This window comes from Cellvibrio sp. PSBB023, assembly GCF_002007605.1.
Lineage (GTDB): Bacteria > Pseudomonadota > Gammaproteobacteria > Pseudomonadales > Cellvibrionaceae > Cellvibrio.
Map to the genome: position 1 here is coordinate 223707 of NZ_CP019799.1, position 14037 is coordinate 237743.

Sequence of the window (14037 nt, forward strand, 5' to 3'; positions counted from 1 at the left end):
GTGTGATTGGTTAAATAATTTTTGAATAGCGAATGCGGGATGAATCCTGTTTGGCTTTTTGCAGGTACTCATCAAACACCATGCATACCCGGCGAATTAACAAGCGCCCTTTATTGTGCACATAAATACCTTGGCTATTGATAGTCAATAAACCATCGGCCTGCATGGGTGCCAGTTGTGCCAACTCAGCAGAAAAATAATGTGCGGCATCGATATCAAAGCAGGTTTTTAATTCCGCAAAATCCAGGCGGCAATGGCAAATCAAACGGTTGATAATAAAGCGGCGCAATTGATCTTCTGCATTCAAGGTAAAGCCTTTGCTAATGGGCAATAAGCCCATATCCATTTTTTGCTGATAAGTATTTAACTCCTTGGCATTTTGCACGTAAACATTATCAATCATGCTGATGGATGAAACGCCCACAGCCAATAAATCACAGTCGCCGTGGGTAGAATAGCCCTGGAAATTGCGCTGTAATTTTCCAGCATCCTGAGCGCGGCTTAATTCATCCTCCGGTTTGGCGAAATGATCCATGCCTATGTAGCGATAGCCCGCTGCTTCCAGGGTGTGAATCGCATAGTGCAGCATGTCCAATTTTGCACTGGCGACAGGTAAATCCTGCTCCTTAATTAATTGCTGGCTTTTAAATAAATGAGGCATATGTGCGTAATTAAACAGCGACAAGCGATCCGGATTCAAATCGATAACTTTACTCAGGGTTTCGCGCAAGCTGGCAAGGGTTTGCAGCGGCAGACCATAAATTAAATCCATGCTAATGGATTTATAGTCTTGCGCGCGCAAGGCGTTGCTGAGTTCGCTGACTTGCTCCAGTGTGTTGTAGCGATTAACAGCGTGCTGTACGCGGCTATCAAAATCCTGCACGCCCATACTGACGCGATTAAAACCAAGGTTGCGCAAATGCGCCATGGTTTTTACGCTGACCCGTCCCGGGTGTATTTCCACAGAAAACTCACCGCTATCGTCATCGGCTAATTGAAATAATCGGCGCGTGGCGTTCATCAGTAGCGACATTTCTTCATCACTGATAAAGGTGGGGGTCCCGCCGCCCCAGTGCAGTTGTGTTACCTGTTTGTGTTGATCAAATAAATCCACATAGAGCGCCAGCTCCTGAATCATGCGCTGCAAATAGGGGCGGGCACGGCTTTTATTGTTGGTCACAATTTTATTGCAGCCACAGTAGTAACACAGGCTTTCACAAAAGGGGATGTGGAAATAGAGCGACAGCGGGCGCTGCGCGCTATTACTGCGAGTAATAGCATTGCGCAATGCAGTTTCGCTGAAGGCCTCCTGGAATTGTGGTGCAGTCGGATAGGAGGTATAGCGTGGGCCAGCCAGATCATAGCGCTGTAGCAGTGCTTGATCCCAATCCAGTGGTTCAATAAAAAGTGACATTGGCAACATTCCCCGGCGAGTCTTGCGTGCATGGTAAAAACTTGCGCGCCGCCGTGACTTGATATGGATCAAGCCTATAATGCAGGCTATCTGAATAATTGCCTTAGCCTTGCTATTGTGGCGTTACCCCCCCCGGTTACCGATGATCTGATCCATGACCCATGCCTGCCCTGATTCACTCTATGACACCATCGCCGATGCCCTTGCCGATCAAGGTTATCTGGTGTTGGAAAATCCCCTGCCAGCGGATTTGCTCGCGGGCTTATTGCTGAATTTACAGCAGCAAGAGACGGCACTCAGTCGGGCAGGTGTCGGGCGCCAGGGTGACTATCAGCTCGATAACCGTATTCGTGGTGATGCAATTCAATGGTTAGAACCTGGCGTGCCCGCTGTCACTGAATTTTTATCCTGGATGGATAAGCTGCGCGAGGCGATTAACCAGCGTTTGTTTCTGGGGTTGTTCGATTATGAAAGCCACTATGCCGTCTATGAACCTGGCGCGTTTTATCAAAAACACCGCGATGCTTTCAGAGGCAAGCCGGGACGAAAACTGTCTACCGTGCTGTATTTGAATCCCGACTGGGACACAAACAACGGCGGTGAATTGGTGCTCTATGATGAGGCAGGCGAGAATGAATTGCTGCGTCTTGCACCAGAATATGGCAGGCTGGTGTTGTTCTTAAGTGAAGATTTCCCGCATGAAGTGCTGCCCGCAGGAGCCCGGCGCCAGAGTATTGCGGGTTGGTTTCGGATAAAACCACTGTGATGCCCGCTTAAGCACCATTGAGTATGTGTTGGCAACCTTATTGCAACAGCCGAATGTAGCCTGCTGAAATTCTCCGGGGATGGGAGAAATGGATATCAGGGAGGAACTTCGGCGGGCGCTATAACAATGCTAAAAGCGCATACTCTAGAGAGCGAGGCCGCGATGTTAAAGGAAGTCACTATGAGTGAAATGAAAATAGATTGGCAGGATTACCACTCTGGCCATTTCTATGATGAACTGATTCGCGCGCCCGGCTACGCCCGTCCGGAAACCCGACATCTCGCCCAGTATCTCGCCTCCCTGACCGGCGCTGAATTGCAGGAACGAAAGCTGTCGGCGGAGCTCGCCATTAAAACCATGGGTATCTCTTTCACGGTTTACAGCGATGCAGGCAACATCGATCGTGAATGGCCCTTCGATATTATCCCGCGCATTATTCCCCAGCGTGAATGGCAAAAAACGGAACGCGGTTTAATCCAGCGCCTGACTGCCCTGAATTTATTTATTAACGACATCTATAACGATCAAAAAATTATTAAAGATCGTGTTGTGCCTGCTTACCTGTTTGAAGATTCGGTCAATTTCCGCAAAGAATGCATCGGCATGAAACCCGCTTACGGCGTGTGGTCGCATATTTGCGGCAGTGATTTAATTCGCGATGACAAAGGCGATTTTTTTGTGCTGGAAGATAACCTGCGTGTCCCTTCCGGTGTGTCCTACATGCTGGAAAATCGCAAGGTAACTAAGCGTGTATTTCCGGAGCTGTTTGAAAACCACAATATTGTGCCGGTCACAGAATACCCCAATCAATTATTTGACACGCTCGCATCGCTCTCGCCGCGGCAATCCGAACGCCCGGAAGTCGTGGTACTTACTCCCGGTATTTATAACTCCGCCTATTTTGAGCACTCCTACCTTGCCCAACAAATGGGTGTGGAATTAGTCGAAGGCAGTGATTTGGTGGTGGACAGTGATGACTGCGTTTACATGCGCAGCATCGACGGTTTAAAGCGTGTGGATGTTATTTATCGCCGTATTGATGATTTGTTTTTAGATCCGGAAATGTTTAACCCGGACTCGGTGTTAGGTGTGCGCGGTTTAATGCGTGCTTGGTTAAAAGGCAATGTTGCACTCGCCAACGCACCAGGTGCCGGCGTGGCAGATGACAAGGTCATCTACACCTTTGTGCCGGACATGATTAAATATTATTTGGGTGAGGAACCCATACTGCCCAATGTGCCCAGTTATTTGTGTGTGGATAAAAAGCAGTGCGACTACGTGCTCGCCAACCTCGACCAATTAGTCGTAAAACCCGCGAATGAATCCGGCGGTTACGGCATGATTATCGGCCCGCAGGCGAGTAAAAAAGAACTCGCGGAATTTGCCGAGCGCATTAAAGCCAATCCGCGCAATTACATGGCACAGCCATTAATTTCGTTATCCACTGCCCCCATTCTCACCAACGGCAATGCCGAACCGCGCCATATCGATTTGCGACCCTTTGTATTGCAAGGCCGCGAACATCACGTTACACCCGGCGGCTTAACCCGTGTGGCAATGCGTAAGGGTTCCTATGTGGTGAACTCATCGCAAGGTGGCGGCAGTAAAGATACCTGGATTGTGGTGGAGGACTAAACCATGTTGTCTCGTGTTGCGGAACGTATTTATTGGTTAGGTCGCTACATGGAGCGCAGTGAAAATATTGCGCGCCTTGTGAATGTCAATTCCAATTTGTTGTTGGACTTACCCTCCGGTGTGCGCGTGGGGTGGGGCTCCTTAATTGATATCAGTGGAACCGGCAGTTATTTTGAGCGTGGTGACACCCAACTGGCGGATGAAAAAACCGTTGTGAATTTTATTTTGGCGGACAAAAAGAATCCCGCCTCACTCATTAACTCTCTCAGCTTTGCCCGTGAAAATGCGCGGATTACCCGCGAAATTATGCCCATGGAAGCTTGGGAATTAATTAACGATTTATACCACTATATTCGTGAACGCGCCGACAAGGTGACCTCGCGTCGCGATCGCAATATTATTTTGTTGCATGTCATTAGCAGTGTGCAGCAGTTTACCGGTTTGTTGTCTGGTTGCATGAGCCATAACAACGCCTATGATTTAATTCGTATTGGGCGCAACCTGGAACGTGCCGACATGACCACCCGCATTGTGGATGCCGGTTTGGTGAATTTATTACCGCACCTATCTATTGGTGGCACCGAAGTCCTGGAACCTTACGACAATATTTTGTGGATGAGTGTCTTGCGTTCACTCAGTGCCTACCAAATGTATCGCCAGCAAGTCCGCGACAGGGTTAATGCCAATGCAGTTGTTAAATTTTTACTGCAAAATGAGGATTTCCCGCGCGCGGTTGCTCACTGCCTAAAACAATTGGAGCAGTGTTTATGGGCGCTGCCGAACAGCGAAAAAGTGCTCGCTTCTATTGTCAGTATTCAACACAAGCTGGATGAGGCGGATTTGGATGAACTCTTGCAATCCGGTTTACATGAATACATTGATGAACTGCAATTAGCAATTGGTAGCTTGCACTTCAGTATTGCTGAAACCTGGTTTTTGCCGGTAGTGGTAGCACAGGCACAGGAACAAAAATCCGCATAGCATGATTCTTGTATCCGTATTTAGTTGTTTTTTGTCGTTAGCGTTGAATTGCGTATAGTCCTACTTGGACAAGACCCTTCGGGGTCTTTTTTTTGCCTTTGTAAAAAAATGTTTCTTTATGTGCTCACCACCGAATGGTGAAACCCACAATACAATGGAAATAGTTGGTTCAGCTTAGAAGGTAATACCTGTGCTCACATATAAATTCCAGTAGTGCGCTTTGGTATCGCCGGGTTCACCAAATAATTGGTAATCCACACCCACGCCGATCAATAAATTCTCCTGAATCCGCAACCCCACTTCGCCATTCGCTTCAAACATCGCCTCCCAATCGTTTAAATCGGGGTCTTTGAATTTAAATTTACCAATGCCCGCGCCCACACTGCCCAGCAAATACAAACCCGAGTCATAGGCATAGGGGTCATAATTAATTCCACCAAAACCAACGGAATAGGTTTCCACTTTTACGTCTGGTATTTCTTGCTCCAGTTGCGTCACATTCCGGCTTGCAGCAATATAAACCGGTATGCGCGGCAAAATAAGTTTTATGCTCAAACTCCGCTCAAAATCCCTATCGTATTTTTCATACTCCCCATATTCAAACTCATCTTCATCCGCAATGATCGTACCCCAAGGCGCAAATTTAAATTGCACAACCATCGGTAAATCGTCCTGCGCATGGCTTAGGTTGGCAGTCAGGCCCAATAACAATATGGATAAAAAACGTTTCATTATTTTCCTTGAATAATTAATGACACATTAGGATGGAGTAGTAGGGCGGCTTCGCGAAGCAAGCCGCCGTAGGTAGTAGAGCGGCCTTGGCTGACATCAAGCACCAGCTCAGCTAATAGGCTCAATCTGCGCAGATAGAATAATGCAATTCTCCATTTTCAACTGCACTATAACAGCCAAAACGATCATGCTCACTGCGCTCACATATGGCTGTGGCTGCTGTATTTTCAGGGCTAAAGCATATACCCTCACAGTCGCTATCTGACCTGCAAGGTTTTCCTCCGTCTTGGTAGTACACCACGCAGGAGGGAATTCCAAATATACCTACTCCTTCAATTTTTCCGCCAGATCTTTTGCACGCATCAACGTCAATTTTTTTTAGTACTTCGGCGCGCATTTTCTTCACATCGTTATCCATTTTCCAGTCATCGTATGCTGCACATCCTGAAAAAAGCATTAAATGTAATGCTAAAAGTAATAGTTTCATTAGGTGGACTCAAATAGCCAGTTACAAGTAAGGATGGTGCAGCTATTCGGCCAAGAGCGGAAGCTGTCACTAAATGTAGGTTGGGCAGTAATGCCCAACATTTTTATGATTGAAACGCATTATTGGGCATGGCTGCCCAATCTACTTGCTTTTATTGGCGCGTAAAGATTCGTATGGTGTGACCTATTCTAGGCTCAAACGCTTGAGGCCTACACATGTTTTCATTTGCAGCGCAGAACGACAAGGTACTTTCACTAATTTCATATATAGCTGGGAATGTTTTTCCAGCATCATGTCCATATGTATCAGTCCAGTTTATTTCCTTTGGTGTGGTATTGGTATTCAGAGAGAAGGTTCCTTTTATTAGAATGGTGCCCTCTGTACTAGCAACCAAAAAGGTATTCTCATTAAAAGTTACGCTAGGTGCTAGACCATAAGCCTCATTTGGATTTTCAATTCCATCTGAGTTGCAGCTTGTTTGAACCCATGGCCCGGTAAATTTTTTATATTCTTCTTTTTCCGTTTCAATGCTCAATTTCTATTTTTCCTTACTTGATCACCGAGTTCAGCGGCAGTTTTTAAGTTGTGGTTTTGTGGAATGCTTTTGCGAAGCAAAACCACAAAGCCGCGACTTACAAACTGTCCAGCGCACGCGATGCGCGGGTTGCTTGTTATAGCTCTAACTTTTGATTTCACGCAGACCGATTCTGAAACAAATACAATTTAGAATATGAATTCACTTTAAAACATTAATTGAAGAAACAAAGCAGGCCTGAGTCGAATTGTCATATACAACGTGAACTTTAACGCCCGAACTATATGCAACAAGCGCCAGAGATAATAAAACTTTAACACCGTCAGAATTTAGACCATTTTGACCAGCCGCAACATAGAAATAGACACCTCCATTTGTGCACTTAGGATCCGAATTGGGCGGCAGCGTGATAATAAAATCGCCAGACGTTCCATTTTGAATACCCAGAATGACTGTATTATCAATTCTGGCTGCGAAAGAGTTAAACGATATTAAGGATAGGTAAACAAGGCACAATAGATAAATTAGGTTTTTCATTATTTCCTCATTGATGATGGTTGATATGTGGTGCTATAGCGCCGAGCTAAGCGGCAGTTTTTAAGTTGTGGTTTTGTGGAATACTTTTGCGCAGCAAAACCACAAAGCTGCGACTTAAAAACTGTCCAGCCACGAAGTGGCGATGCTTGAGCGACTTGTTAGAAATTATTTATTTAGCTGTAAACCTGTAATTTTTGGAAACCCACCCAGACAACCATCAACAAAAACGTTTAATTTTTTTCCGGTAGATTGTGCAGTTAGAATCATAGAATATAGTCTATCAACTGTTTTTGGATCTGATGACTCAAAAGCAGGATCAAATAGATACAAATATTGTGTTGGGGAAGTACTACAACCTTCCGGATCATGAAAATTTTGTTGTGTAACATAAAATCCGTGATATCCTGGCCGCCAAATTGTGGCATCAACTGCTTGGTTGCCATTTGTCCATGTCGCAGCCTCCGCACAATTAAGTATTAAAACTGACGATACGATTGCCAAAACCTTTTTCACTTCTTTAATCTCCTATTTTTGGTCCTACCCACAAAAAGTAGACACTCTAACTATGCAGCTAGCGCTGCCCTTCGTTCAAACTCAGCGGGTGCCACATAACCAATACTGGAGTGTCGGCGCAAGCGATTGTAGAACACTTCAATGTATTCAAAGATACTGGATTTAGCCTCATCAATCGAGTGAAATTGCTGGGTATAAATCAACTCTACTTTCAAGCGACTAAAGAAGGATTCCATCGGCGCATTATCCCAACAGTTGCCTTTCCTACTCATACTCGGAGTGGCTCCATGACGCACCATAAAATCAATATATTTTTGCGCCCGATATTGAACACCTCGATCAGAGTGGATGATTAGTCCAGGTTGAGTTTCCCGACGTTCAAACGCCATGCGTAATGCATTGGTGACCAGCGCCTCTGTCATACCGGTATCCAGCGACCAACCGACAATACTGCGCGAATATAGATCCATTACCGTCGCCAAATAGAGTCACTGCTTTTCAACCCAGATATACGTAATATCCGTTGTCCACTTCTCATTAGGTTTGTTCGCGCCAAAGCGACGCCAGAGTAGATTCTCTGACACGTTGTGCATCGTCAAGGCATGGCTTCCATAATTAAACGCCTTACCGTTGTGGGCCTTTAAACCCTGTAGTTTCAGCACATTGGCAACAAAGTTCACTGAACAAGGATAACCTATGGCCTGCAACTCTTTGGCGATGCGCGGCGCACCATAGCGGGCTTTGTAAGTCGCATAGGTGTCCATAATCTGACGCTCGCGGCACTCCCGCTTCTGCTGCCGCTGGCTCTTTTCCCGAACAGCCCAGCGATAAAAGCCACTGCGAGAAACGGACAATACACGGCACATTAGCGTTACCGAAAATGCCTCCAGATGCTCACGAATTAATGCGTACTTCACTCGTGCTGGTTCGCAAAGTACGCAGCTGCCTTTTTTAAGAAGGCCAACTCTTTTTCAAGCTCTGCATTTCTTCGCTTTAACTGACGCAGCTCATCACTTTCATTTTTTGAATAATCGACCCCCGCCACCGAATTGAATTGCTTTTCAGAAAGACGGGTAAACTGACGGCGCCAGTTGTAAATTTGCTGTGCACTAATACCGAGATCCCGCGCTACTGAAGCAGTGGTATTGCCCTCCTGCTCTGCGCGTTTAACGGCTTCGCGGCGAAACTCTTCGGTATAAGCTTGTGTTTTTTTACGTGCCATAGTGAGCACCTCCATATAGGGTTTTCTAACTATACAGGGTGTCTACAATTGGTGGGTAACTCGGCAGCCTAACGCCGCGTACAACGGCAGTTTGTAAGTCGTAGTTTTGTGGGTTACTTTTGCGCAGCAAAACCACAAAACTGCGACTTACAAACTGTCCAGCGCACGAAGTGCGCGAGTTGCTACGCTTTGTTATGGCTATTTTTTGCAGCAAACACACGATTTATTTCTTATTTGTGAATACGCACCACCATAGAATAACCCGCCGCAGTCACTGCATTTAAAATTTTTAACTAAGTAGTGCCACCCATAAAGAGAAACCAAAGCACCAAGTACAAAAACAATTAAATATACCTCAATCGAAATATCCGTTGTTGAGCCACCGCCTCGCCGTCTTAGCATTGGAAAGGCTGATAAAAGCCAAGTGATAGCGATGCAAACAAAGGGAATTCCGACCAGCGTGATTGCTATGAGATTGCCCTTTTCTTGTTTGTTATTCATGTTTATTCCTTATGCGATGATTTAGTGATCTTTATTCTTGCGGAGCCATAACGCCGTGCTCAACGGCAGTTTGTAAGTTGTGGTTTTGTGGAATACTTTTGCGCAGCAAAACCACAAAGCCGCGACTTACAAACTGTCCAGCGCACGAAGTGCGCGAGTTGGAGCACTTTGTTAGGGATTTTGTTTTACCCATTTAGATATTTCAGTAACTTGTTCAATATAATTCGCTAATTCAATAACTTTATCGACCTGTTCAGATTGACAGCCGGTATAGGTTGACACAGCCTTCCTTTTATTTTTTATAGATGCCTCTATTAGAATATAGCTGTGATCAGTAGCAGAATAAAAACAACCCCAATTACCGGAGTGCAGTTTCGATTGCATTTTCAGAAATTTAATGTTTGTTAGCTTTTCTTCAATTGAGGCAACAGACTCTTTAGATAAAATGGCCGATTTTGATCCTTTGACAGAAACATACTTTAGCCCTTCATAATTTAATTCACCATTCTTCTTAACAACCACAGTGTATATAGGACACTCCCCATAACAAGCACCAGTTTTCATTCTAACTAAGGTTTCGCTATCAATTGATGGGGTAATTGTGCTGCAAGACACAATAAGAAGGGCCAACAAAACAAATAATAGTTTATTTCCGTAGTTCATTTTTACTCCCTAACAGTTTATTAAATTGCACCAACTATATAACCCGTAGAACGTTATTCCAACTAATTTGGTGTGGTGCTGTATAACTCCAAAAGAAGATGAACCTTCATTCGATTTAGTCCGTGCTAAATCAAAGGGTTAATTGTCACTCCGAATTAATTATGGAGTTATACAGTACAAACAATCTCAATTAGTTACTGCGCTCATTTGGCTTACTGTCCGCCTTGGGCACACTACCGACCTTCGGTGGCTTGCTTCGCGAAGCGCGCCCTACACAGATATTATTCTTCATGAAAAGTGCTTTGGGCACACTGCCGACCTTCAATCTGTTGCGGTTCGTAAACTCACCAGCAACCTACTTTTATTGTGTCATTTATGTGAAATGGGGTTTTCTGAAAGGTAATAGGCTCGGAGGAAAAGGTCAATTACATAATATAACCAAGGGGGAGTTCGTGGGTTTTTATCTGGCTGGAGCCTACAGTTACCAAAAAATCAGAATGTGGTAACTGTAGGTGTCACTAGTGAGGCGGGTATTTAGCCTTGGCTTTGGCTTTGGCTTTGGGTTTGAAAAAAATCTTCTTCGATTCTTCTTACATCTACCGAGACAAATAATTGCGGTGAAATGCCGCCGCCGAAGATGACGCCTTTGAGTGGGGTGACATCGGAATAGTCGCGGCCCCAGGCAGTGGTGATGTGTTGTTCGCCGGTGACTTTGTTGTTGGTGGGGTCAAATTCGTACCAGCCTTCGCCGGGGGAGTAGACGGCGAACCAGGCGTGGGTGGCGTCGGCGCCGATTAATTTTTCCTGGCCGGGTGCGGGTAGGGTTTCCAAATAGCCGCTGACGTAACGCGCGGGGTAGCCGAGTGAGCGCAGGCAGCCGATGGCGAGGTGGGCGAAGTCCTGGCAGACGCCGCGTTTGTGTTTGAGCACATCGGCCAGTGGTGTGGCGACATCGGAAAATTCCGGGTCGTAGGCGAAATCGGTAAATATGCGTTGGGTTAAATCCATCACCGCTGATAAAAATGGACGGTCGTCGCTGAATGAGGCGGCGGCATAATCGGCAAGATCCTGATGCTGTTGCACCATGGGGGAGTCGAGCATAAATTCGCGCGCGCAGAGCGTGTCCCAATCCTTGCTGTGTTGCAGTAAATATTTTACGTAGCTGCAGGGGTTGCCAAAATCCAGGTTGATGCTGGTGCTGCTGTCTTTGATAGTGATTTCACTGGTGATGCTTACATCCAATTCGCTGTGCGCTTTTTCAATCGAGAATTGTAAAAACTGATTACCAAAATAATCACTGCGATTGGTACTGGTGGTTGCCGGTGGTGAGAGTTTGATATCGATAGTGTCTACACGCTGGCGATCAGTAGTGCGCGGCAATACGTAGGCAAGGTTGTAGCAGTGGCTGACTGGCAGTGCGTATTGATAGCGAGTGGTATGGCGAATGCGATATTTCATGTTGGTCTTCCTAGAGCTGCTCTTGCCACTCGGCATTTTTTACCAGGAGTTGTGGCCCTTCGGTGTGATCAAAGTAGCGCTGACCTATGGCCTTGGCCACTTGCGTCATTAAATACTGCAAGCGCGATAAGAGTTGATCCAGTTCCGTGCGAATACCATTATGTGTTTTTACCAGCGTGTTTATGTCACTTAGCTTTAATGCGGTAGTCGCTTCCAACAATAATTTATGTTCACTGCTGAGTATTTCGCGGTCATCGGGCAAGTCGGAAAAATGGTGTTCCAATTCGTTGAGTTGGTAAATAAGTGAGCGCGGATTTTTGCGATTCAGCATTAACATTTCCAGTGCTTGTTCCAAATGAATGCCATTTTGATAGCGACGGCGATAGGGAATCAGCGCTTCGCTACACAACAAGCTGGATTCGATCAGTGTTTCTTGTTCTATCTCGCCAAATTCCGTTGCCAGAAGTGAACGCAAGGTATTAATAATTTGCAGTGCGCGTTCCAGGCGGCGACCCATTTCCATAAAGTGCCAACCATTACCGCGAGTCATGCTTTCGTGAATTAATCCGGCGAAGGCAAGCAGGGTGGTAATGAGTGGGGCGAGGGCTTCTTCCGGTGCGGAAAGCGAGCTGGGTTCCAAGGCTAATTTTAATTGCTCCAGTTCATCGCCAATATCGTTAATCACGCGTTGGGTATCGCTGGAGAGCTGCTCTTTGACTTGTTCGGCGGCTTCAATCATCGCCGTTAAATTATTGGCGACACTGCCGAGGCGGCGGCTATCCAGAATGATTGCAATCATTTCCGGTTCAGGGTTCTTGAACAGCTCCGGTTGCAAACTGGTAAAGCCGGGGTAGGTGGCAGTGACGTGGGTGACGGCACTTAGCAATGTGCGACATACGGCATCGGGCAATTTTTCGGTTTTATTTAATTGAATAAATACCGTGCGCAATAAGCGCATGGCAGATTCTGCGCGCTCGGCGTAGCGGCCCATCCAAAATAAATTTTCTACCACGCGGCTGGGCAGTGCACTGCTACCTTCGGTGGATGATTGCATGTCCAGGGTGCGCAGGCTAATTTGTTTTTCCGGTTCCGAGGCGAGCACCCAGGTGTCTTTGGACACAGAGCCGCGCTGGTTGGAAATAATTTTTTTATCCGGGTCCAAGTTTACGCGCGTAAGGCCGCCGGGCATTACCGCGTAAGAACTTTCACTGGCAACCGCGAAGGTACGCAGTACCGATGCACGTGGTTGTATTTGCCCCTGATGCCAGGTGGGCGTTTGCGCGCCTGCTACATATTCTTGTGCTGCAAATTGCAGCGGGTTTTTGCGAATACGATTTTGCCAGGCTTGTAATTTTTTATCGTCCAGATCCGCGCCGTAGACTTCATACAAACCGGGGCGACGATAGGTAGGTTTAATCAGCAAACTTTTTAAATTGCTGCACACATATTCCAGATCATCGCTATTACCACACCACCAGGTTTTCACCGAAGGCATTTGTAAATCGCGCCCGAGCAGTGCTTGTGCAACGGCGGGTAAATAACGCAACAGCGCCGGGTTTTCCAATACGCTGGAGCCGAGTGGATTGGCGATAGCAACATGCCCGAGTCGCGCAACTTCCAGCAGGCCCGGTACGCCCAGACGGGAATCGCCTTTTAATTCAACTGGGTCGCAATAGACATCATCCACGCGGCGCAAAATTACATCGACCCGTTTTAAACCGTCGAGTGCTTTCATCCACACGTAACTGTTGCGCACACTTAAATCACCGCCTTGGACTAATTGGAAACCCAAATAGTTGGCGAGGTAGGCGTGCTCAAAATAGGCTTCGTTATAAATACCGGGCGTGAGTACTACAATCCGCGCAACGCCACCATTGGGGTTTAAATCCTGCAGGCGTTGGCGCAAGCGGGAAAAAAATAATGACAGGCGGTGCACATGGCTATCGCGAAATAAACTGGGGAATACGCGGTTCATGACTGTGCGATTTTCCAGCGCATAACCGGCGCCGGAGGGCGCCTGGGTGCGGTCAGCCATCACGCGCATTTGACCGTCCTGCGCGCGCACCAGATCGGCACCGTGCACAATTAATTGTTGGGCGCCGGGCAGTTTTATATGTTGGCAGGGGCGTAAAAAACCTTGGTGGGAAAATAATAATTCCGGCGGAATTACGCCGCGCCGTATCAGGTTGCGTTCGCCGTAAATATCTTGCAGCAATAAATTAAATAATTCGGCACGTTCAACCAGTGCGGTTTCTATGCTGCTCCATTCGTCGCTGTGAATTAACAGCGGGATAGGGTTGAGCTGCCAGCTTTGGTTTGCATCGGGTTCATCGTAAATTTTGTAGGTGGCGCCGTCATCGCGCAGGATGCGACGCGCTTTTTTCTGCCGTTCTTCAATGGCGTCGTGCCCGAGGGTTTGCAAACTGTGCAGCAGGTAGCGCCAATGGGGGCGAATGCCGCCCTCGGTATCATAGGCTTCATCCACCCCCGCTTGCGGGGATGGATAAGTAAATGCCGTATTACTGCTCATTGTATTGGCCTGATTGTCCATAAGCGCGGAAGAGAGGTTCATGATCATCAGTTGTTGTTATGA

16 protein-coding genes are annotated in these 14037 nt (G+C 46.7%); 3 read left to right on the forward strand and 13 right to left on the reverse strand.

From position 1 onward, the window contains the following. Nucleotides 1-10: 10 nt before the first annotated feature. Nucleotides 11-1414: an oxygen-independent coproporphyrinogen III oxidase gene (gene hemN / locus B0D95_RS01020; RefSeq protein ID WP_078042147.1), complete on the reverse strand. Its 1404-nt coding sequence runs from the start codon at nucleotides 1412-1414 to the stop codon at nucleotides 11-13. A gap of 154 nt (nucleotides 1415-1568) precedes the next feature. On the opposite strand from hemN, the gene B0D95_RS01025 reads away from it, so the two are divergent. From B0D95_RS01025 to B0D95_RS01035, 3 genes are all read left to right on the forward strand, one after another. After that, on the forward strand, nucleotides 1569-2180 hold the full coding sequence (locus B0D95_RS01025; RefSeq protein ID WP_078042148.1) for a 2OG-Fe(II) oxygenase: 612 nt from the start codon (nucleotides 1569-1571) through the stop codon (nucleotides 2178-2180). 189 nt (nucleotides 2181-2369) lie between these two features. Then, nucleotides 2370-3815: a circularly permuted type 2 ATP-grasp protein gene (locus B0D95_RS01030; protein ID WP_078045574.1), complete on the forward strand. Its 1446-nt coding sequence runs from the start codon at nucleotides 2370-2372 to the stop codon at nucleotides 3813-3815. A 3-nt stretch (nucleotides 3816-3818) separates the two neighbouring features. Then, nucleotides 3819-4796: an alpha-E domain-containing protein gene (locus tag B0D95_RS01035; RefSeq protein ID WP_078042149.1), complete on the forward strand. Its 978-nt coding sequence runs from the start codon at nucleotides 3819-3821 to the stop codon at nucleotides 4794-4796. Nucleotides 4797-4970: 174 nt separating this feature from the next. On the opposite strand, the gene B0D95_RS01040 is transcribed toward B0D95_RS01035, so the two are convergent. The 12 genes from B0D95_RS01040 to B0D95_RS01095 all read right to left on the reverse strand — a co-directional run bounded on the left by B0D95_RS01040 (nucleotide 4971) and on the right by B0D95_RS01095 (nucleotide 14016). Then, the gene (locus B0D95_RS01040) at nucleotides 4971-5528 is read right to left on the reverse strand and encodes a hypothetical protein (RefSeq protein ID WP_078042150.1); all 558 of its coding nucleotides are present in this window, start codon (nucleotides 5526-5528) and stop codon (nucleotides 4971-4973) included. A 121-nt stretch (nucleotides 5529-5649) separates the two neighbouring features. Continuing rightward, entirely contained in the window at nucleotides 5650-6015 is a 366-nt protein-coding gene (locus B0D95_RS20340) for a hypothetical protein (protein WP_149867839.1), read from the reverse strand. Between the two features lie 151 nt (nucleotides 6016-6166). After that, the gene (locus tag B0D95_RS01050) at nucleotides 6167-6550 is read right to left on the reverse strand and encodes a TIGR03067 domain-containing protein (RefSeq protein WP_078042152.1); all 384 of its coding nucleotides are present in this window, start codon (nucleotides 6548-6550) and stop codon (nucleotides 6167-6169) included. A gap of 201 nt (nucleotides 6551-6751) precedes the next feature. Then, nucleotides 6752-7087, reverse strand: coding sequence for a hypothetical protein (locus B0D95_RS01055; protein ID WP_078042153.1), 336 nt, complete (start codon nucleotides 7085-7087; stop codon nucleotides 6752-6754). A gap of 165 nt (nucleotides 7088-7252) precedes the next feature. Further along, nucleotides 7253-7600, reverse strand: a complete 348-nt coding sequence (locus B0D95_RS20345) for a hypothetical protein (RefSeq protein WP_149867840.1) — start codon at nucleotides 7598-7600, stop codon at nucleotides 7253-7255. A 50-nt stretch (nucleotides 7601-7650) separates the two neighbouring features. Then, complete coding sequence (locus tag B0D95_RS01065; RefSeq protein WP_149867841.1) at nucleotides 7651-8070, reverse strand: IS3 family transposase; 420 nt, start codon at nucleotides 8068-8070, stop codon at nucleotides 7651-7653. A gap of 18 nt (nucleotides 8071-8088) precedes the next feature. Continuing rightward, nucleotides 8089-8517 (reverse strand): IS3 family transposase, encoded by a 429-nt coding sequence (locus B0D95_RS20350; protein WP_149867842.1) that lies wholly within the window; start codon nucleotides 8515-8517, stop codon nucleotides 8089-8091. After that, nucleotides 8514-8822 (reverse strand): transposase, encoded by a 309-nt coding sequence (locus B0D95_RS01070; protein WP_210403643.1) that lies wholly within the window; start codon nucleotides 8820-8822, stop codon nucleotides 8514-8516. The genes B0D95_RS20350 and B0D95_RS01070 overlap by 4 nt, the downstream gene beginning before the upstream one ends. Nucleotides 8823-9020: 198 nt before the next feature. Then, the gene (locus B0D95_RS01075) at nucleotides 9021-9323 is read right to left on the reverse strand and encodes a hypothetical protein (protein ID WP_078042155.1); all 303 of its coding nucleotides are present in this window, start codon (nucleotides 9321-9323) and stop codon (nucleotides 9021-9023) included. 171 nt (nucleotides 9324-9494) lie between these two features. Then, nucleotides 9495-9986, reverse strand: a complete 492-nt coding sequence (locus B0D95_RS01080) for a DUF6438 domain-containing protein (protein ID WP_078042156.1) — start codon at nucleotides 9984-9986, stop codon at nucleotides 9495-9497. A gap of 534 nt (nucleotides 9987-10520) precedes the next feature. Continuing rightward, on the reverse strand, nucleotides 10521-11444 hold the full coding sequence (locus B0D95_RS01090; RefSeq protein ID WP_078042158.1) for a transglutaminase family protein: 924 nt from the start codon (nucleotides 11442-11444) through the stop codon (nucleotides 10521-10523). Nucleotides 11445-11454: 10 nt separating this feature from the next. Beyond that, nucleotides 11455-14016, reverse strand: a complete 2562-nt coding sequence (locus tag B0D95_RS01095) for a circularly permuted type 2 ATP-grasp protein (protein ID WP_078045575.1) — start codon at nucleotides 14014-14016, stop codon at nucleotides 11455-11457. Nucleotides 14017-14037 lie beyond the last annotated feature (21 nt).

Bases quoted from the DNA above. Each gene is read 5' to 3' on its own strand.
- hemN (WP_078042147.1), bottom strand. From the start codon at position 1,414: ATGTCACTTTTTATTGAACCACTGGATTGGGATCAAGCACTGCTACAG.
- B0D95_RS01025 (WP_078042148.1), top strand. From the start codon at position 1,569: ATGACCCATGCCTGCCCTGATTCACTCTATGACACCATCGCCGATGCC.
- B0D95_RS01030 (WP_078045574.1), top strand. From the start codon at position 2,370: ATGAAAATAGATTGGCAGGATTACCACTCTGGCCATTTCTATGATGAA.
- B0D95_RS01035 (WP_078042149.1), top strand. From the start codon at position 3,819: ATGTTGTCTCGTGTTGCGGAACGTATTTATTGGTTAGGTCGCTACATG.
- B0D95_RS01040 (WP_078042150.1), bottom strand. From the start codon at position 5,528: ATGAAACGTTTTTTATCCATATTGTTATTGGGCCTGACTGCCAACCTA.
- B0D95_RS20340 (WP_149867839.1), bottom strand. From the start codon at position 6,015: ATGAAACTATTACTTTTAGCATTACATTTAATGCTTTTTTCAGGATGT.
- B0D95_RS01055 (WP_078042153.1), bottom strand. From the start codon at position 7,087: ATGAAAAACCTAATTTATCTATTGTGCCTTGTTTACCTATCCTTAATA.
- B0D95_RS01065 (WP_149867841.1), bottom strand. From the start codon at position 8,070: ATGGATCTATATTCGCGCAGTATTGTCGGTTGGTCGCTGGATACCGGT.
- B0D95_RS01070 (WP_210403643.1), bottom strand. From the start codon at position 8,822: ATGGCACGTAAAAAAACACAAGCTTATACCGAAGAGTTTCGCCGCGAA.
- B0D95_RS01075 (WP_078042155.1), bottom strand. From the start codon at position 9,323: ATGAATAACAAACAAGAAAAGGGCAATCTCATAGCAATCACGCTGGTC.
- B0D95_RS01080 (WP_078042156.1), bottom strand. From the start codon at position 9,986: ATGAACTACGGAAATAAACTATTATTTGTTTTGTTGGCCCTTCTTATT.
- B0D95_RS01090 (WP_078042158.1), bottom strand. From the start codon at position 11,444: ATGAAATATCGCATTCGCCATACCACTCGCTATCAATACGCACTGCCA.
- B0D95_RS01095 (WP_078045575.1), bottom strand. From the start codon at position 14,016: ATGAACCTCTCTTCCGCGCTTATGGACAATCAGGCCAATACAATGAGC.